Annotated in this window: 17 protein-coding genes; 6 read left to right on the top strand and 11 right to left on the bottom strand. The window is 63.8% G+C overall.

Going from position 1 to position 18,431, the window contains the following annotated elements:
* Window position 1: 1 nt before the first annotated feature.
* The gene (dgcN, locus tag H9529_RS13145; RefSeq protein ID WP_092884964.1) at window positions 2-1,003 is read right to left on the bottom strand and encodes an N-acetyltransferase DgcN; all 1,002 of its coding nucleotides are present in this window, start codon (window positions 1,001-1,003) and stop codon (window positions 2-4) included.
* A 293-nt stretch (window positions 1,004-1,296) separates the two neighbouring features.
* Between dgcN and H9529_RS13140 the strand changes: the two genes are divergently transcribed.
* The gene (locus tag H9529_RS13140) at window positions 1,297-2,253 is read left to right on the top strand and encodes an L-malyl-CoA/beta-methylmalyl-CoA lyase (protein ID WP_092884962.1); all 957 of its coding nucleotides are present in this window, start codon (window positions 1,297-1,299) and stop codon (window positions 2,251-2,253) included.
* A gap of 38 nt (window positions 2,254-2,291) precedes the next feature.
* Here H9529_RS13140 and H9529_RS13135 read toward each other — a convergent pair whose 3' ends face one another.
* Window positions 2,292-3,464 carry a MalY/PatB family protein gene (locus tag H9529_RS13135; RefSeq protein WP_092884960.1) on the bottom strand — a complete coding sequence of 391 codons (1,173 nt, stop codon included), beginning with the start codon at window positions 3,462-3,464 and terminating at the stop codon, window positions 2,292-2,294.
* A gap of 133 nt (window positions 3,465-3,597) precedes the next feature.
* On the opposite strand from H9529_RS13135, the gene def (H9529_RS13130) reads away from it, so the two are divergent.
* The 5 genes from def (H9529_RS13130) to H9529_RS13110 all read left to right on the top strand — a co-directional run bounded on the left by def (H9529_RS13130) (window position 3,598) and on the right by H9529_RS13110 (window position 7,892).
* Window positions 3,598-4,122 carry a peptide deformylase gene (def, locus tag H9529_RS13130; protein ID WP_092884958.1) on the top strand — a complete coding sequence of 175 codons (525 nt, stop codon included), beginning with the start codon at window positions 3,598-3,600 and terminating at the stop codon, window positions 4,120-4,122.
* Window positions 4,119-4,619 carry a peptide deformylase gene (gene def, locus H9529_RS13125; protein WP_092884956.1) on the top strand — a complete coding sequence of 167 codons (501 nt, stop codon included), beginning with the start codon at window positions 4,119-4,121 and terminating at the stop codon, window positions 4,617-4,619. Before def (H9529_RS13130) ends, def (H9529_RS13125) begins: the two co-directional genes overlap by 4 nt.
* Window positions 4,619-5,536, top strand: a complete 918-nt coding sequence (gene fmt, locus H9529_RS13120; protein WP_092884954.1) for a methionyl-tRNA formyltransferase — start codon at window positions 4,619-4,621, stop codon at window positions 5,534-5,536. Before def (H9529_RS13125) ends, fmt begins: the two co-directional genes overlap by 1 nt.
* Before the next feature lie 442 nt (window positions 5,537-5,978).
* Window positions 5,979-6,614: a glutathione S-transferase family protein gene (locus H9529_RS13115; RefSeq protein WP_092884952.1), complete on the top strand. Its 636-nt coding sequence runs from the start codon at window positions 5,979-5,981 to the stop codon at window positions 6,612-6,614.
* Between the two features lie 243 nt (window positions 6,615-6,857).
* Window positions 6,858-7,892, top strand: coding sequence for a hypothetical protein (locus tag H9529_RS13110; RefSeq protein WP_092884950.1), 1,035 nt, complete (start codon window positions 6,858-6,860; stop codon window positions 7,890-7,892).
* Between the two features lie 63 nt (window positions 7,893-7,955).
* On the opposite strand, the gene H9529_RS13105 is transcribed toward H9529_RS13110, so the two are convergent.
* The 9 genes from H9529_RS13105 to glpD all read right to left on the bottom strand — a co-directional run bounded on the left by H9529_RS13105 (window position 7,956) and on the right by glpD (window position 18,404).
* The gene (locus tag H9529_RS13105; RefSeq protein ID WP_223814168.1) at window positions 7,956-9,128 is read right to left on the bottom strand and encodes an iron-containing alcohol dehydrogenase; all 1,173 of its coding nucleotides are present in this window, start codon (window positions 9,126-9,128) and stop codon (window positions 7,956-7,958) included.
* Entirely contained in the window at window positions 9,121-10,608 is a 1,488-nt protein-coding gene (gene glpK, locus H9529_RS13100) for a glycerol kinase GlpK (RefSeq protein WP_092884948.1), read from the bottom strand. The genes H9529_RS13105 and glpK overlap by 8 nt, the downstream gene beginning before the upstream one ends.
* A gap of 110 nt (window positions 10,609-10,718) precedes the next feature.
* Window positions 10,719-12,428 (bottom strand): ABC transporter substrate-binding protein, encoded by a 1,710-nt coding sequence (locus H9529_RS13095; protein WP_092884946.1) that lies wholly within the window; start codon window positions 12,426-12,428, stop codon window positions 10,719-10,721.
* Window positions 12,429-12,518: 90 nt separating this feature from the next.
* On the bottom strand, window positions 12,519-12,791 hold the full coding sequence (locus H9529_RS13090) for a DUF2160 domain-containing protein (RefSeq protein WP_092885382.1): 273 nt from the start codon (window positions 12,789-12,791) through the stop codon (window positions 12,519-12,521).
* A 24-nt stretch (window positions 12,792-12,815) separates the two neighbouring features.
* Window positions 12,816-13,670, bottom strand: coding sequence for a carbohydrate ABC transporter permease (locus H9529_RS13085; protein WP_397544874.1), 855 nt, complete (start codon window positions 13,668-13,670; stop codon window positions 12,816-12,818).
* An 11-nt stretch (window positions 13,671-13,681) separates the two neighbouring features.
* Entirely contained in the window at window positions 13,682-14,554 is an 873-nt protein-coding gene (locus tag H9529_RS13080) for a carbohydrate ABC transporter permease (RefSeq protein ID WP_092884944.1), read from the bottom strand.
* Entirely contained in the window at window positions 14,554-15,648 is a 1,095-nt protein-coding gene (locus H9529_RS13075) for an ABC transporter ATP-binding protein (RefSeq protein WP_092884942.1), read from the bottom strand. Before H9529_RS13075 ends, H9529_RS13080 begins: the two co-directional genes overlap by 1 nt.
* A gap of 10 nt (window positions 15,649-15,658) precedes the next feature.
* Window positions 15,659-16,747 (bottom strand): ABC transporter ATP-binding protein, encoded by a 1,089-nt coding sequence (locus H9529_RS13070; protein WP_092884940.1) that lies wholly within the window; start codon window positions 16,745-16,747, stop codon window positions 15,659-15,661.
* Between the two features lie 55 nt (window positions 16,748-16,802).
* Complete coding sequence (glpD, locus tag H9529_RS13065) at window positions 16,803-18,404, bottom strand: glycerol-3-phosphate dehydrogenase (RefSeq protein ID WP_092884938.1); 1,602 nt, start codon at window positions 18,402-18,404, stop codon at window positions 16,803-16,805.
* Between the last annotated feature and the right edge of the window lie 27 nt (window positions 18,405-18,431).

Genomic DNA, 18,431 nt, shown 5'->3' with positions numbered 1-18,431 from the left:
ATCAGATCCCGGCCAGCGCATCGACCAGACGCGCGGCACCGTGGCGATAGGGGTCAACCGTGGGCAGGCCCAGCCGCGCCTCAACATCCGCGCAATAGGCTTTGGCGTCATCATCGCTCAGGTGCTGGGTGTTGACGGAAACGCCGACCACCTGACACGCCGGGTTTGCCACCTGCGCCAGCTGCAGCGCCAGATCGCGCACGGCCTCCAACGAGGGCAGCTTGTAGCCCGGCAGGCCGCGCATGTGCGCGCGGGTCGGCTCATGGCACAAGATCAGTGCATCGGGCTGGCCGCCATGGATCAGCGCCATCGTCACGCCCGAATAGGAAACGTGGAACAGCGAGCCCTGCCCCTCGATCAGGTCCCAATGGTCGGCGTCGTTGTCCGGGGTCAGCCATTCCACCGATCCAGCCATGAAATCGGCGATCACCGCATCCAGCGGCACGCCTTCGCCGGTGATCAAGATGCCGGTCTGGCCCGTGGCGCGGAAGCTGCATTTCAGGCCGCGTTCCCGCATTTCAGCGTCCATCGCCAGCGCGGTATACATCTTGCCGACCGAACAATCCGTGCCGACGGCCAGACAGCGCTTGCCCGTGCGTTTCTCGCCGTTGGCGATCGGGTATTGCACCACCGGCACACGCACATCATGCAGCGTGCGGCCGTTGGCCTTGGCCGCAGCCACCAGTTCGGGTTCGTCGCGCAGCAGGTTGTGCAGGCCGGATGCCAGGTCGAAACCTGCCTCCAGCGCCGAAATCAGGACCTTTTTCCACGCGGGCGCGATGATACCGCCCCGGTTGGCCACGCCGATCACCACGGTCTGCACGCCTGCGGCGCGGGCCTCTTCCAGCGTCATGTCGGGCAATTTCATATCGGCCTTGCAGCCTTCCAGCCGCAACTGCCCCAGCGCGTATTCCGGGCGCCAGTCCTTGATGCCCTGCGCGACCTTGGCGGCCAGACCATCGGGGGCGTCGCCCAGAAACAGCAGATAGGGGGTGTTGATCATGGCGCAGCTCCTGCATTCGCGGGTTGATTTCGGCCTAGTGTGCCGTACCTGCCGTCGAATGTCCTGAGTTTGTTGAGCCGTCCCGGCGCACTTCATGCAAGAAAAGTGGGTGAATGCCGATAAATGCGCCGTATTCTTGCAACGCGGCCCGGGATCGCCGCCGTTTTCCGGCGGAGGGCGCTGCGTTGCGGCACTGCATACTGCAAGCGCAGAATTTCGCCTTGCGCGCCGTTACGCAACATAATACCAAACAGGAAGCACCAAACGCAATATCATAACTAGCAGGTTCCGCCATGAGCTTTCGCATCCAGCCCACCCCGCCCGCACGCCCGAATCGCTGCCAATTGTTCGGCCCCGGATCGCGCACAGCCTTGTTCGAAAAGATGGCGATCAGCGCGGCGGATGTGATCAACCTGGATCTGGAAGACTCGGTCGCGCCGGGCGACAAGGATACGGCGCGGGCGAATATCATCCAGGCGACACATGATGTCGACTGGAACACCAAGCATCTGTCGGTGCGCATCAACGGGCTGGACACGCCATATTGGTATCGCGATGTGGTGGAACTGTTGGAGCAGGCCAGCGACCGGTTGGACCAGATCATGATCCCGAAAGTGGGCTGCGCCGCCGATGTCTATGCCGTGGATGCGCTGGTCACGGCGGTGGAGCGGGCCAAGGGCCGCAAGAAACCCATCACGTTCGAAGTCATCATCGAATCCGCCGCCGGCATCGCCCATGTGGAAGAAATCGCCGCTGCCAGCCCGCGCCTGCAAGCCATGAGCCTTGGCGCCGCCGATTTCGCAGCCAGCATGGGGATGCAGACCACAGGCATCGGTGGCACACAGGAAAACTACTACATGCTTCAAGGCGGTGTGCAGCATTGGTCCGACCCCTGGCACTGGGCGCAGGCAGCGATTGTCGCCGCCTGCCGCACCCATGGCGTGCTGCCGGTCGATGGTCCCTTCGGCGATTTCAGCGATGATGAAGGGTTCCGCGCGCAGGCCCGCCGGTCGGCGACGCTGGGCATGGTGGGCAAATGGGCGATCCACCCCAAACAGATCGCGCTGTCAAATGAGGTCTTTACCCCCTCGGCCGAAGCTGTGGCCGAGGCACGCGAGATTCTGGCCGCGATGGAAGCAGCATCGACACGCGGCGAAGGGGCGACAGTCTACAAGGGCCGGCTGGTCGACATCGCGTCGATCAAACAGGCCGAAGTGATCGTACGCCAGTCCGAGATGATCGGCGGCTGACGGGAATCTTGCGCGCCCGGGGGGGGGGCAAAGCCCCCCTATTGCAGATCGGCAAACGCCGCTTGTAGCCGCGCCACCGCATCCTCGACCACCGAACGCGGCGCACCAAGGTTGAAGCGCAGGTGCCCCGCGCCGCCTGTGCCAAAGGTGGGGCCGTGGTTCGCGGCGATCTGCGCCGACTTCTCGACCCGGGCGGTAAATTCGTCCTGCGCCATGCCGGTGCCGGAAAAATCCACCCAGGCCAGATAGGTCGCCTGCAAATCCATCGACCGCAGGCCGGGGATGGCATTCACGCCCGCGTCGAACACGGCGCGGTTGCCCTCCAGATAGGCGCACAGAGCATCGACCCATTCTGCCCCGTCCGCCGAATAGGCCGCCGTGACCATGTGCAGCCCGAAGGAATTGGGCGAAATCCCCATCGCCCCCATCGTCGCCGCAAAGCGCGCGCGCAAGGCAGGGTCGGTGATGATGACATTGCCGACATGCGCGCCCGCGATGTTGAAGGTCTTGCTGGCCGAGGTCAGCATGATCAGCCGGTCGGCGACTTCGGGCACGGCGCGCGCCATGACGTGGTGGCGCTGGCCGGGCATCACCAGATCGTGGTGGATCTCATCCGACACAACGATCAGGTCGTGGCGCGTGGCGAAATCGGCGATGCCCTGCAACTCGGCTTCGGTCCAGACGGTGCCGCCGGGGTTATGCGGCGAGCACAGGATCAGCATCTTTTCGGACCCTGTCATCATCGCGTCATAGGCGTCAAAATCCATGGCATAGCGCCCAGCATCCTCGACCAGCGGGCATTCCACCACCCGCCGCCCCGCGTCCGAGATGACGCGGGCAAAGGCGTGATAGACCGGCGTGAACACCACAATCCCATCGCCCGGGGCGGTATACGTGTGCACGCACAGTCCCACCGCGTTGACCAGCCCATGGGTGGTGAAGATCGCCTCGGACGGGACCTGCCAGCCATGGCGGGTTTGCATCCACCATTGCACGGATTCCAGATATGCACGGTCATCGCCGAAATAGCCGTAGACGCCATGATCCACCGCGCGTTGCGCCGCATCTTGCACGGCCTGCGGCGGGTAGAAATCCATATCAGCCACCCACATCGACACGCCGGTGTCGGGCGACACGCCATAACGGGCCTGCATCATGTCCCATTTCATCGAATGGGTACCACGGCGGTCAATGATCTGGTCGAAGTTCATGCGTCTCTCCTGCTGACTTGGGACGCAAGGTTGCGGATCAGGGCGCGGGTCGCAAGGGGAAATTGCGCAGAACGCCCCGACTTTGCCGCGCGGGTGATTGCGCTGACCCCGCGCATCGCTTAAATCCACGGGCATGAGCATTCGACCCATCCTGATCCATCCGGATCCCCGCCTGAAAAAGGCCTGCGCCCCGGTGGCCGAGGTGTCGCCAGAGGTTGGCGCGCTGGCCGAGGATATGCTGCGCACCATGTATGATGCGCCGGGCGTGGGCCTTGCCGCGCCGCAGGTGGGCGTCATGCAGCGCCTGTTCGTGATGGATTGCGTGAAGGAAGAGGGGGCCGCCCCCAAACCCATGGTGCTGATCAACCCCGAGATCCTCTGGACCTCGGATGACGTGAATGTCTACGAGGAAGGCTGCCTGTCGATCCCCGAGCAATTTGCCGATGTCACCCGCCCTGCCCGTGTCGGCATGCGCTGGACCGGGCTGGATGGAAAGGTGCACGAGGATGAGTTCGCGGACCTCTGGGCGACCTGCGCGCAGCACGAACTGGACCATCTGAACGGCAAGCTGTTCATTGATTACCTGGGCCCCCTGAAGCGCCAGATCATTACCCGCAAGATGCAAAAGTTGAAACGCGACCGGGCGCGCAGCGCGTGACCGCGCGCCTGTGCATCCCCTACCCCGACAAACGGCTGCGGGCGACTGCTGCGCCGGTCGATGGCATTACCGATGCCATCCGCGCGCATTGGGCTGACATGATCGACACAATGGAGGCGATGCCCGGCGTCGGCCTTGCGGCGCCACAGATCGGCGTGATGCTGCGGCTGGCGGTGGTTGATGCGTCCGAAGGGCGGGGCCAAGCGGTGCGCATGGCCAACCCCGAGATCCTGCACGCCAGCGCGCAGATGCGCAGCCATGATGAAGGCAGCCCCAACCTGCCCGGCGTCTGGGCGCAGGTTGAGCGCCCGCGCGCGGTGACGGTGCGGTTCCTCAACGATCAAGGCGCGGCAGAGGAACGGGATTTCGTCAGCCTTTGGGCGACCTCGGTACAGCATCAGATCGACCATCTGAACGGGCGGATGTATTTCGACCACTTGCGCCCGGTCAAACGGCAGATGCTGTTGAAACGTGCAGCAAAGTTGCGGGGGCGCTGATGCGGGTGATCTTCATGGGCACGCCGGAGTTTTCGGTCCCGGTGCTGGAGGCTGTGCATGCCGCGCATGACATCGTGGCGGTCTATTGCCAGCCGCCCCGCCCCGCCGGGCGCGGCAAGCGTGACCGCCCCACCCCGGTCCATGCCCGCGCGCGGGAACTGGGGTTGGCGGTGCGCCACCCCGCCCGGCTGCGCAGTGCCGACGACCAGGCGGCATTCGCGGCACTGGGCGCCGATGTGGCGGTGGTGGTGGCCTACGGGCTGATCTTGCCACAGCCGATATTGGACGCGCCACGGCTGGGGTGTCTGAACATCCATGCCTCGCTACTGCCGCGCTGGCGCGGGGCGGCGCCGATCCACCGGGCGATCCTTGCGGGGGATGATGAAACCGGCATCTGCATCATGCAGATGGAGGCCGGGCTGGATACCGGCCCGGTACTGCTGCGTCAGGCCACGCCGATTTCGCCCACCGACACCACCGCCGATCTGCATGACCGGCTGTCGGCGATGGGGGCGGGGCTGATCGTGCAGGCGCTGGCAGAGCTGCACAGCCTGGCACCCCTGCCCCAGCCCGATGACGGCGTGACCTATGCCGCCAAGATCGACAAGGCCGAGGCGCGGATCGATTGGACCCAGCCCGCCGAAGTCGTCGACCGGCAGATCCGTGGCCTGTCGCCCTTTCCCGGTGCATGGTGCGACAGCCCCGGCGGGCGGCTGAAGCTGTTGCGCGCGCAGGTGGCACAGGGCGCGGGCGCGCCGGGTGTGGTGTTGGACGGGGACGGCGCAGGCACGTTGCGCATTGCCTGCGGTTCCGGCGCGGTGGCAATCACCCTGGCGCAGCGCGAAGGCAAACGCCCGATGCAGGTGGATGAACTGCGGCGCGGCCTGCCCCTGCCGCCGGGCACCCTGCTGACCTGAGCAGCGCGATTTTGGCACCGGCCTGCCCGTGTCGGCTGTCCGGTCCTGGCCGTCTGGTCTTGGCCGTCTGGTCTTGGCCGTCTGGGGAAGTATCTTGGCGCCAATCCTCTGGTCCCGGGGTCTGGGTGCCGCTCGCCTGCAAACCTTCGTTTGCACCAATACGCCCAACAAAAGTTGTCTTTCACGCCCTGCGCACGTCAGGCTGCCCGGTTGGCAAGGGGCTGCTGCCCCCTCACCCAAGGCGGCCGCCGTCGCTCGTCCCAGCGCCGCCTGCCCTACGCCGACGACCTGCCTCATCACTTGCCCCCGCAGTCACTGCCCCTTGTAGTCGGGGCGGCGCTGCGCCATGGTCCCGCCATTCAATGTGCAGGGCGCGCGCGCCCCGCCCCTACCCATGCCAGACACGGGCTGACGGCACGCCCCCCAACCGACAGGTTCCCCCATGACAGCACAGCTTTATTGCTTCGGCGAAAGCGGCAATGCCTATAAATGCGCCCTGACGCTGACCCTGACCAAAAGCGAATGGGAACCCGTCTATGTGGATTTCTTCAACGGCGCGACCCGCACGCCCGAATTCCGCGAACTGAACCCCATGGGCGAGGTGCCGGTCTTCGTGGACGGGGATACGACCCTCAGCCAGTCGGGGGTGATCCAGGATTACATCAGCTCCAAAACCGGGAAATTGGGCGGGCGTTCGGCGGCAGAACGACGCGAGATCCTGCGCTGGATCTTCTGGGACAACCACAAACTGTCGGGGCTGGCCGGGTCCACCCGTTTCTTGATGAACTTCCTGCCCGAAGAAAAGCGCCCCGCAGGCGTCATTCCGTACCAGCAGGGGCGGCTGGCGGCGTCGTACAAGATCCTCGAAACCCATCTGACGGGGCGGTCCTGGATCGTGGGCGACGGGCCGACGATCGCCGATACTGCCTGCTGCGGCTACCTCTACTACCCGGAACCCTTCGGCTTTGTCCGGTCCGACTGGCCCGCGATCGATGCCTGGATGTCGCGCCTGTCAGGGCTGGACGGCTGGGCCGCGCCCTATGACCTGATGCCAAACGCCCCCGCCGACAGCGCCTGACGCTTAGGTCCGGGCGTCATCTGGCGACGTGTCGCGGGCCACGGGCCGCCACAGCGGCAAGCCGGGTCGCGGGTCGCAAACTCGCGACTTCGTGTCGCGCATGGGTTGTAGCTTGCAGCATTGCCCGAATTGTGGTCCTGCGTGCGCTGGTGTACCCTTTCACCAGTGACCCGACGGGCAGCCAGCGGCGCAGGCCCAGACGCAAGCCCGGACACAGGCCCAGACACAGGCAGGAAGCGCAGGATGACTGCGATAACGAAATATGAACGGCTGGAAGGGTCGGGCCTCTGGTCCGGTTCGATTCAAGATCAGCGCCGCGATGTGACGGTGAAGTTCGGCGATGCCACGCTTATCATCCTCGACAGTCGCGCGGACAAGGTGCTGAGCCACTGGTCGCTGCCCGCCATCATTCACCTGAACCCCGGCGAGATGCCCGGCCTCTACAGCCCCGGCGACGATGCGAGTGAGGTGCTGGAGCTCGAGGATGAAACCCTGATCGAGGCGATCAGTACCATCCATGCGGCGCTGACCACGCCGCAGAGCTGGCAGACACGGGCACGCAGGCTGGTGCTGGGCGGCAGCCTGGCGCTACTGGTGCTGGCGGTGGTGTTCTTGCTGCCGGGACAGCTTTATCAGCATACCGCGTCGGTTGTGCCCTCGGCAAAGCGCGCACAGATCGGGCAGATGGTGCTGGACGATCTCGGGCGGGCGGGCCTGACGCAATGCCGCAATCCGCAGGGCGCGGCTGCATTGACGCAGTTGCAGGCCAGGGTGCTGCCTGCTGCGCAGCGCATGGTCGTCGTCTCGGGCGCCGGGACCGAACGGTTTGCCGCGTTTCAGACCGCGCATCTGCCGGGGCGGATCGTGGTGGTAAATGCCGCGCTGATCCAGCAACTTGACAGCCCCGCGGCACTGGCGGGCTTCTTGCTGGCCGAGGGGCTGCGCACCGCGCAGCATGACCCGCTGCTGCCGGTGCTGCGCCATGCGGGCGTGAGGGCTACCTTCCGGCTGCTGACCACGGGCGATCTGCCGGCGGATGCAGCTGCGGGCTATGGCCCGGCGCTGGTTCAGCGTCCGAAGACCGCCATCGACGCCGACGCGCTGTTGTTGCGGTTCGAGCAGGCGGAAATCTCATCGCAGGATTATGCAAGCGCGCTTGGCGGCGGGCCGGAACTGGCCCGCGTGCTGACCGAACGCGATCCCTTCGCCCAAACCCCCGCCAGCCGCCCGGTGATGACCGATGGCGCATGGGTCAGCCTGCAAGGTATCTGCGACTAGCGCAACTTGCGCGCGGGCATGAAAACCGGCTTGCCGCTTTGAAAGGCGCGGCCTGTCGTTGTGTCAGGCCGCAGCGGCCAGAATATCCATCAACGCCAGATGCGGCAGGGCGACCGGGTTGCCTTTCATCGACGACGACACCCGCGCCTCCTGCGCGATCTGGCCTGCCTCTTGCGCATCGACGCCCAACGCGCCCAGCCCCGGCAGGCCCCATGCGCTGACTTGCGCGCCAAGGCAGGCCACGGCGGCCGACGTGGGCACGCCCAGTGCCTGACCGATCCAGCCCGCAACATCATCGAAGCGCCGCACATCGCGCCCCGCCGCCAGCAGCGCGGCACGGTTGGCCTGCAACACCGGCACCAGCAAACGCCCGCAGACCGCACCATGCGCCGCCCCGGTGCGCCCGCCGATCACCCCCGCAAACCCATGCACCGCGCCCAGCCCGGCATTTGCCAGCGCGATGCCGCTGACATGCGAGACATATGCCAGTGCATCGCGCGCCCCGGGGTCTTCACACGCCATCAGCCGGACCAAAGCTGCGAGCCCGCGCGGGATCGCATCAACGCAGAGCGCGTCGGTCAGGGTGTTGGCGCGGGCCGACAGATAGGGCTCGATCACCTGCGTGATCGCGTCGAGACCCGAGGCCAGCGTGACCTCGCGCGGCGCGCCGTCGGTCAGGCCAGCGTCGATCAGCGCCAGGTCTGGCAGCATCCGGTCATCGCGCAGGCTGACCTTGCGGCCATGTTCGGGAACGGCGATGACGGCATTCTTTGTCGCTTCGGCCCCGGTGCCTGCGGTGGTGGGGATGGCGATGAAGGGCAGCGGTGATGCCGTCAGCGGTTCACCCTTCCCCACAACCTCCAGATAGGTCAACGGAGGCTGCGGCGCGGGCAACAGCGCGGCCAGCGCTTTGCCCAGGTCAATGACCGACCCACCGCCAACCGCGACCACCACATCCACGCCTTGCGCGCGGGCAGCCGCCAGATGCTGGATCAGGCCCGGCAAATCAGGCTCACCCCGCGCGGTGATGACCAGGGGCGGGATGCTGGCACGGGTCAGATCAGCGATCAGCGTATCCACCCAAGCCACCGACTGCCCCCGCACGACCAGCGGGCGCAGGCCCATCGCGGCAATCGCCGCCGCCGCCCCATCCGCGGCACCGCGCCCAAAGACGATGCGGCCCGGCGTCAGCAGCGTGAAGGGCGTGGTGGGGGCCTGCACTACCCGTTCAGACACTGATTGTGGCCTTCACCGCGCGCTGCCATGCCGCATACCGCACATCGCGGGTGGCGGCGTCCATCTGCGGCGTGAATGTCCGCTCCAACGCCCAGCTTTGCGCAAAACCGTCGCGATCAGGGTAGAGGCCCGCGCGCATCCCGGCCAGCCAGGCGGCCCCCAGTGCGGTGGTTTCCCGCACGGTCGGACGGTCCACCGGGGCGCCGATGATGTCGGACAGGAACTGCATGGCCCAGTCAGACGCGCTCATCCCGCCATCCACGCGCAAGGTGGGGTCGGTGTCGGTCCCGGCCCAGTCGGCATGCATCGCCTCCAAAAGATCGCGGGTCTGGAAGCCGACGCTTTCCAACGCCGCCCGGGCAAATTCCGCCGGGCCTGAATTGCGGGTCAGCCCATAGATCGCGCCCCGACATTCGGCGTTCCAATAGGGCGCGCCAAGGCCAACGAAGGCGGGCACCAGAATAAGCTCCTGCCCCGCGTCGGCGGTTTCGGCAAGGGGCTGGGTTTCCTTCGCATCACGGATAATCTTCAGCCCGTCGCGCAGCCATTGCACCACGGCACCAGCCACGAAAATCGAGCCTTCCAAGGCATAGGTCGGCTTGCCATCGAACTGATAGGCGATGGTGGTAAGCAAACGGTTCTTCGAGGTCACCGGCACATCGCCGGTGTTCAAGAGGGCGAAGCACCCCGTTCCATAGGTGGATTTCACCATGCCAGGCTGAAAACACGCCTGTCCGACAGTCGCCGCCTGTTGATCGCCCGCCACACCCAGAATGGGGATGGGACGGCCAAACAGATCGGCGCGGGTCATGCCGAAATCGGCGGCGCAATCCTTCACCTCGGGCAGCATGGCCATTGGAATATCAAAGAGGTCGCAGATGGTCGTGCTCCACCGCCCCTTGTGAATGTCGTAGAGCAGGGTGCGTGCGGCATTGGTGGCGTCGGTGACATGGGCCGCACCATCGGTCAGCTTCCAGATCAGATAGGTATCGACGGTGCCAAACAGCAGCTCACCCCGCTGCGCACGGGCGCGCGCGCCCTCGACATTATCGAGGATCCACTTCAGCTTGGTGCCCGAGAAATACGGGTCTGCCAGCAGCCCGGTCTTCGCGGTAATCATCGCATCATCGCCTGCATCGCGCAGGGTCTTGCAATAATCGGCCGTGCGGCGGTCCTGCCAGACGATAGCGTTGTGGATGGGCTGGCCGGTGGTCTTGTCCCAGACCACGGTGGTTTCGCGTTGATTGGTGATCCCGATGGCGGCGATATCGGCTGCACGCAACCCGGCACGCTCCAAAGCCTGGATCGCGGTGCCTGCGGTTGTGGACCACAGATCGGCGGGGTCATGCTCTACCCAACCGCTGGCGGGGTAATACTGTGGGAATTCCTCCTGCGCGCTGGCAACCACGCGCATCGCGCCGTCAAAGATGATCGCCCGGCTGGAGGTCGTGCCCTGATCTATGGCCAGAATATGGGTCATGCAATCGCCCCCGGTTGGTTCAGATTATGGTCAAAGGTTAGCCCCCCGACGCGGCGGGGGCAACACTGGGGGATGGGCCGGGGCCATGACAGCCCCGGCCCAAAGCGCGCTTACTGCCAGGACTTGATCAGCTCTTCATAGGCGATCGTCACCGGCTCGGGCTTTTCATTTTCCAGCCGGGGCTTGGGTGCGCCGGGCTGGGCCAGCCAATGTTCGGCGCCCATTTCCTCGTTCAGAAGCGGCCCCAGATCGCCCTGCACGCCAGAGCGTTGCAGACGGTCCATGATGGCCTCTTGCTGTTCGCACAGGGTGTCCAACGCGTCCTGCGCGGTTTTCGCCCCCGAGGATGCATCCCCGATGTTCTGCCACCACAGTTGCGCCAGACGCGGATAGTCCGGCACGTTCAGGCCGGTGTCGGTCCATTTCTCACGCTCGGGCGAGCGATAGAATTCGACCAAACCGCCCAGACGCGGCGAACGCTCGGTGAAGCTGTCGTGGTTGATGGTGCTTTCACGGATGAAGGTCAGACCGTAATGGGCCTTTTCCACATCGACGGTTTTCGCCGTCAGGAACTGCCCATAAAGCCATGCCGCCTGCGAGCGGTCGACAGGCACGGATTCCATCAGCGTGACGGCACCCACATCTTGATATCCGACCTTCATGCCTTCTTCCCAATACGCACCCGCCGGGCTGGGGGCCATGCGCCAGCGCGGCGTGCCGTCATCATAAAGCACCGCTTCGGCACCTTCACCGACCATATCGGCGGTGAACGTCGTGTACCAGAACATCTGCTGGGCGATGGCGCCTTGCGCAGGGACCGGGCCCGCCTCGCCGAATGTCATGCCTGCGGCTGCGGGGGGCGTGTAATTGGTCAGCCAATCGGTATAGCGTTCGATCGCATAGACTGCGGCAGGCGAGTTCGTGGCCCCGCCCCGCGACATGCACGAGCCGACGGGCTGATAGTTCTCATTCACACGAATGCCCCATTCATCCACGGGGTAGCCGTTCGGCAGGCCCGCATCGCCCGCACCGGCCATTGACAGCCAGGCATCGGTGAAGCGCCAGCCAAGGCTGGGATCCTTGCGCCCATAATCCATGTTGCCATAGACGGTGCGCCCGTCAATCTCACGGCCGGTGAAGAACTTGGCGATGTCCTCATAGGCGGACCAGTTCACCGGAACGCCCAGCGGATAGCCGTATTCTTCTTCAAAATCGGCCATGATTTCGGGGTCGGTGAACCAGTCATAGCGGAACCAGTAGAGGTTGGCGAACTGCTGCACCGGCAACTGGTACAGCTTGCCATCCGGCCCGGTGGCCGAGGCCAGCCCGATGAAGTCGTCCAGATCCAGGCCCGGGTTGGTGAAGTCCGCACCTTCGCCCGCCATCCAGTCGGTCATGTTGCGCGCCTGCTGATAGCGCCAGTGCGTACCGATAAGGTCGGCATCGTTGATGTACATGTCATAGACCGGCTCGCCGGTCTGCATCTGAGTTTGCAGACGCTCAACCACGTCGCCTTCGCCGATCAGCTCGTGGTTCACCGTGATCCCGGTCATCGCGGTGAAGGCAGGCGCCAGCACGTTGGATTCCCATTCATGGGTGGTGATCGTCTCGGAAACGATGTTGATGGTCATGCCGCGCAGGGGTTCTGCCGCGTCGATGAACCACTGCATCTCGGCTTCCTGGTCGGCCCGCGTCAGGGCAGATCGTTCGATATGCTCGTCCAGAAACGCGCGCGCCGCGTCCATATCGGCAAAGGCCGGGCCTGACAGCAAGGTCAGGGCAAGTCCCATCGCAGTTGTTGATCTCAAGTTCAAAGTCATTATGTCCTCCCAGACGGTTTCACTTTGGTGGCGTCATGGACGGCCCGCAGGTTTCCCAAATGCAGGCGGGTCGTCCGCTTTTCACCCCGGCTATACCCAGCGAAAGACCGCCGCAGCATAGACAAGGCAGGCCAACAGCGCATAGGGCTGCGGCGCGACCTCAAGGCCCAGCCAGATCAGATTGATGAAGGCCGAACCCAGCAGCGTGATGAACACTCGGTCACCACGGGTCGTTTCTATCCTGAGGATACCGACACGCGGCGTTTCAGGAAACTTGATCGCAAGTAAGCTAAAGGTGATCAGGATCACCGCAATCACCACAAAGAAGATCGCGGTGGGTGTCGTCCATGCCATCCATTGCAACATTATCCGGTCCCTTCCCTGTTGTTACACGCGGCCCAGGGCAAAGCCCTTGGCGATGTAGTTGCGCACGAAATAAATCACCAGCGCGCCCGGCACGATGGTCAGCACACCCGCCGCCGCCAGCACGCCCCAGTCCAGCCCTGACGCCGACACGGTTCGGGTCATCGTCAGGCCGATGGATTTCGCGTCGACCGAGGTCAGTGTGCGCGACAGCAGCAGTTCCACCCATGAAAACATGAAGCAAAAGAACGCCGCGACCCCGATCCCACTGGCGATCAGCGGCATGAAGATCTTCACGAAGAAGCGCGGAAAGCTGTAGCCGTCGATATAGGCGGTCTCGTCGATCTCCTTGGGGACACCGCGCATGAAACCTTCCAGGATCCAGACCGCCAGCGGTACGTTGAACAGGCAATGCGCCAGCGCCACCGCGATATGCGTGTCAAACAGCCCGACCGATGAATAAAGCTGAAAGAACGGCAGCGCGAAAACTGCGGGCGGCGCCATCCGGTTGGTCAGCAACCAGAAGAACAGATGCTTGTCGCCCATGAAGTTGTAGCGGCTGAAGGCATAGGCGGCCGGCAGCGCCACCGCGAGGCTGATAATGGTGTTCATCACCACATAGATCAGCGAGTTCACATAGCCCATGTACCACGACGGATCGGTCAGGATCTGCGCATAATTCGCGAAGGTCAGGTCCTGCGGCCAGAGCGAGAAGGTGGACAGGATTTCCGAATTCGTCTTCAGGCTCATGTTCACCAACCAGTAGATCGGCAACAGCAGGAACAACAGATAAAGGCCCATCACGATAACCGAGCCCTTGATCAGCGGCTTGGTGCGCGCACGCGTCTTGGGCATTGCGGCTGCGGTTGTATTCGTCATTGACTGGGCCATCACACACCATCCCGTTTATCAAGGTTCGTCATCACGGTGAAAAACACCCAGGAAACCAGCAGGATCACCAGATAATACATGATCGAGAATGCCGCCGCCGGGCCAAGGTCGAACTGCCCCAGAGCCATTTTCACCAGGTCGATCGACAAGAAGGTGGTGGCATTGCCCGGCCCGCCGCCGGTCAGCACGAAAGGCTCGGTGTAGATCATGAAGCTGTCCATGAAGCGCAACAGGATCGCGATCATCAAGACACCCTGCATCTTCGGCAGCTCGATGAAACGGAACACCGCCCAGCGGCTGGCCTGGTCAATCCGTGCCGCCTGATAATAGGCCTGCGGGATGGATTGCAGCCCCGCATAGGCCAGCAGCGCCACCAGCGATGTCCAGTGCCAGACATCCATGACGATCAACGTGATCCAGGCGGCAGTGGCGTTCTGGGTGTAATTGTAATCCACCCCGATCATGTCCATCGTATAGCCCAGAAGGCCGATATCGACGCGGCCAAAGATCTGCCAGATGGTGCCGACCACGTTCCACGGGATCAGCAGCGGCAGCGACATCAGCACCAGACAAAACGACGCCCAGAACCCGCTTTTGGGCATGTTCAGCGCGATGAAGATGCCCAAGGGCACCTCGATCGCCAGAATGATGAGCGAGAACATGACCTGACGCCCCAGAGCGTCCCACATGCGCGGCGAGTTCAGCATCTGCTCGAACCAGCCCAGCCCTTCCCAGAAGAACACGTTATTGCCAAACGTGTCCTGGACCGAGTAATTCACCACAGTCATCAGCGGAATGACGGCGGAAAACGCCACCAGCGCCAGCACCGGCAGGATCAGAAACCACGCTTTTTGGTTGACGGTCTTGTTCATCACGCAGCCCTTTCCGACAGATCGCCCATGGGCGCGACGCGCCAATCATCAGCGTAGATGTTGATGCCCCGGGCGTCGAAGGTGACGCGCGTTGCGTCGGGCGACACACCCTCGCCTTCCGGCGCGATGATGTTGATGGCGTGGCCGTCATGCTCCGCGCGGATGATCTTGTGCCGCCCCACATCCTCGACCCGCACAATCCGCACGGGCAGGCCCTCGGTGGTGGACAGGCGCACGAATTCGGGGCGCACGCCCAGTTCCACCTTGCCTGACAGCGCGGCATATCCCTGCGGCAGGTCGATCTGATGACCGCTGATCTGCGCGGTGGTACCTTCCACCTGCGCGGGCAGCAGGTTCATCCCTGGCGAGCCGATGAAGTAGCCGACAAACGTATGCTCGGGCCGCTCGAAAAGGTCCTGGGGCGTGCCGATCTGCACCACGCGGCCATCATACATGACCACCACCTTGTCAGCGAAGGTCAGCGCCTCGGTCTGATCGTGCGTCACATAAATCATGGTATGGCCGAATTCGTGGTGCAGCGATTTCAACTGCGTGCGCAATTCCCACTTCATGTGCGGGTCGATCACGGTCAGCGGCTCATCGAACAACAGCGCGTTGACGTCCTCACGCACCATGCCCCGGCCCAGACTGATCTTCTGTTTGGCATCCGCCGTCAGCCCGCGCGCCGCACGGTCCAGCACCGCCTCCATCCCGATCATTTCGGCGATCTTCTGCACGCGCGCCGCGACATAGGCCGCATCATTGCCCCGGTTGCGCAGCGGAAAGGCCAGGTTTTGCCGCACCGTCATCGTGTCGTAGACCACCGGAAACTGGAACACCTGCGCGATGTTGCGTTCCGCCGTGGGCGCATGCGTCACGTCCTGCCCATTGAACAGAATGCGCCCCTGCGACGGGAACAACAGCCCCGAGATGATGTTGAGCAGTGTGGACTTGCCGCAGCCAGACGACCCCAGCAAGGCATAAGCCTCGCCATCGGCCCAATCGTGGTTAAGCTCCTTTAGCGCGTAATCGCCTTCGGATTTCGGATTGGGCAGATAGGAATGCGCCAGATTATCGAGTGTGATTTTTGCCATGTCGCCCCCCTCAGGCCGCTGCCGCGTAAGTAGCAGCTGCGGCCAGCGCGCCGGTGGCGCTGAACAGATACAGATGTTTCGGGTCCAGATACGCGGTCAGCGGCTTGCCGATCGACAAATCACGAATGCCATGGATCAGCCCCACCCAGCGGTCGCCGTGATGGTCGAGGTGGATGAACGTCTCGGAACCGGTGATTTCCGTCACCCGCAATTTGGCGCTGAACCCAATGGCGTCCGCGCCCTGCGCTTCCAGCGCCAGATGGTTTGGCCGGAACCCGGCGGTGTAATCGCCATCGGGCAGCGCGGCCATATCGCCCGCGATTGCGAGGGACTGCCCCTCGCCAAAGCGCAGCGCCGCACCAGATTTGGTGACGCGCAGAAAGTTCATCGGCGGGTCGCTGAACACCCGTGCGGTCGTCGCATCAACGGGGCGGCGATAGACATCAGGCGTGAGGCCAAATTGCGTGATGCGCCCTTCCCACAACGTCGCGGTATTGCCGCCCAGCAGCAGCGCTTCCTCGGGTTCGGTGGTGGCATAGACGAAGATCGAGCCCGCCTCGGCAAAGATCTTCGGGATCTCGGCGCGCAATTCCTCGCGCAGCTTGTAGTCGAGGTTGGCCAGCGGCTCATCCAGCAAGACCAGCCCCGCATCCTTCACCAGAGCCCGGGCCAGCGCACAACGCTGCTGCTGCCCACCCGACAGCTCCAAAGGCTTGCGATCCAGCATCGGGGACAGCTGCATCAGATCGGCAGTCTTGCGCACCGCCGCATCAATCTCGGCTGTGGATTTGCCCAACAGCTTCATCGGGCTGGCAATGTTGTCATAGACAGTCATCGACGGGTAGTTGATGAATTGCTGGTAGACCATGGCGACACGCCGGTCCTGCACCCGCATGCCGGTGACATCCTTGCCGTTCCACCATACCTTGCCGGTGTTGGGCACATCCAGCCCAGCCATCAGCCGCATGATCGAGGTCTTGCCCGACAGCGTCGGCCCCAGCAGCACGTTCATCGTGCCCTTCTGCAAGGTCAGATCGGTCTTGTGAATATGGGTCTGGCCGCTCACGACCTTCGAGACCCCTTCCAGAATCAGTGTCATTCGTTCCCCCCCGGACGTCAGACAGACATTCGGCAATAAATTACCCGGCGCCAAATTACCCGGCGCCGTCGGCAGCCTTTGCCTGTGGCGCGGATTGCATCCATTCATCCAGCGCCGCGATTTCTTCGAGCGTCATGCGCAGGCCCAGCTTGCTGCGCCGCCACACGACATCTTCGGCGCGCTGTGCGTATTCGCGGGTCATCAGCCAGATGACTTCTGCCCCCGTCAACGTCGCGCCGAAATTCTTACCCAGATCATCACGCTGACGCGCATCGCCCAGCAACACCGCCGCCTCGGTCCCATAGGCGCGGATCATGCGCTGCGCCCAGGCATCGGTCAGGAACGGGTAGCGCGCCATGAGCGATGCGGTCAGATCGGCCACGCCATCGACCGCAAAATCCCCGCCTGGCAGCGGCACACCTGCGGTCCAAGCCTCCTTCTTCAGCGGCAGGACGGTGCCGATCTTGGCCAGCGCGGCCTCGGCCAGGCGCCGGTAGGTCGTGATCTTGCCGCCAAAGATATTCAGCACCGGCGCACCGGCCGAATTATCGATCTTGATCGTGTAATCCCGCGTGGCCGCCGTGGCGCTGCTGGCACCATCGTCATAAAGCGGCCGCACACCGGAATAGGACCAGACCACATCTGCCGACGTCACCGGCCGCTTGAAATAGGCCGAAGCGAAGCGGCACAGGTACTCGCGCTCTTCATCGGTGCAAAACGGTTTTTGTGACGGGTCGGGGTGCTCGGCGTCAGTGGTGCCGATCAAGGTGAAATCCGTCTCATAAGGAATGGCAAAGATAATCCGGCCATCGGTGCCTTGAAAGAAATAGCATTTTTCGTGGTCAAACAGCCGCTTGGTCACGATGTGCGACCCGCGTACCAGCCGCACGCCTTCGGTCGAATTCAGCCCCAGTTTGCCATGGATCAGATCGCCAACCCAAGGCCCGCCCGCATTGACCAGCATCCGCGCTCGGTGGTGGGTCGTCTGCCCGTCGGGACCCGCGACCGCAACCTCCCACACGCCGTCCGTCTGGCGCGCCGACACGACCTTGGTGCGGGTCAGGATCTGGGCGCCGCGCGCTTCTGCATCGCGGGCATTCAGCACGACCAGCCGCGAATCCTCGATCCAGCAATCTGAATATTCATAGGCGCGGGTGAACTTGTCCTCCAGCGGCGCGCCCTCAACCGTGCCCGGCAGGCTCAGCGTCTTGGTGCCCGGCAGGATCTTCCGCCCGCCCAACGTGTCATAAAGAAACAGCCCCAGCCGGATCAGCCAGGCCGGGCGACGCCCCTTCATCCAGGGCATGAAAGTGCTGAGCAGTTTCGAGGTGGGTGTATCCCCCTCGAACCGCATGTCCTTGTGGTAGGGCAGCACGAAGCGCATGGGCCAGCTGATGTGCGGCATGGCGCGCAGCAGGGTTTCACGTTCGATCAGCGCCTCGCGCACCAGCCGGAACTCGAAATACTCCAGATACCGCAATCCGCCATGGAACAACTTGGTCGAAGCCGAAGATGTCGCGCTGGCCAGATCATTCATTTCGGCCAGCGTCACCGACAGGCCGCGCCCCGCCGCATCCCGCGCGATGCCGCAGCCGTTGATCCCGCCCCCGATGACAAACAGGTCACGCACGGCGGTCTGTGATGAATGTGCCGACATTTGCCCCCTCCGTCATCATGATGCCAC

This window comes from Roseicitreum antarcticum (assembly GCF_014681765.1).
GTDB classification, from domain to species: domain Bacteria; phylum Pseudomonadota; class Alphaproteobacteria; order Rhodobacterales; family Rhodobacteraceae; genus Roseicitreum; species Roseicitreum antarcticum.
This window is presented reverse-complemented; position numbering and strand designations above follow the sequence as displayed.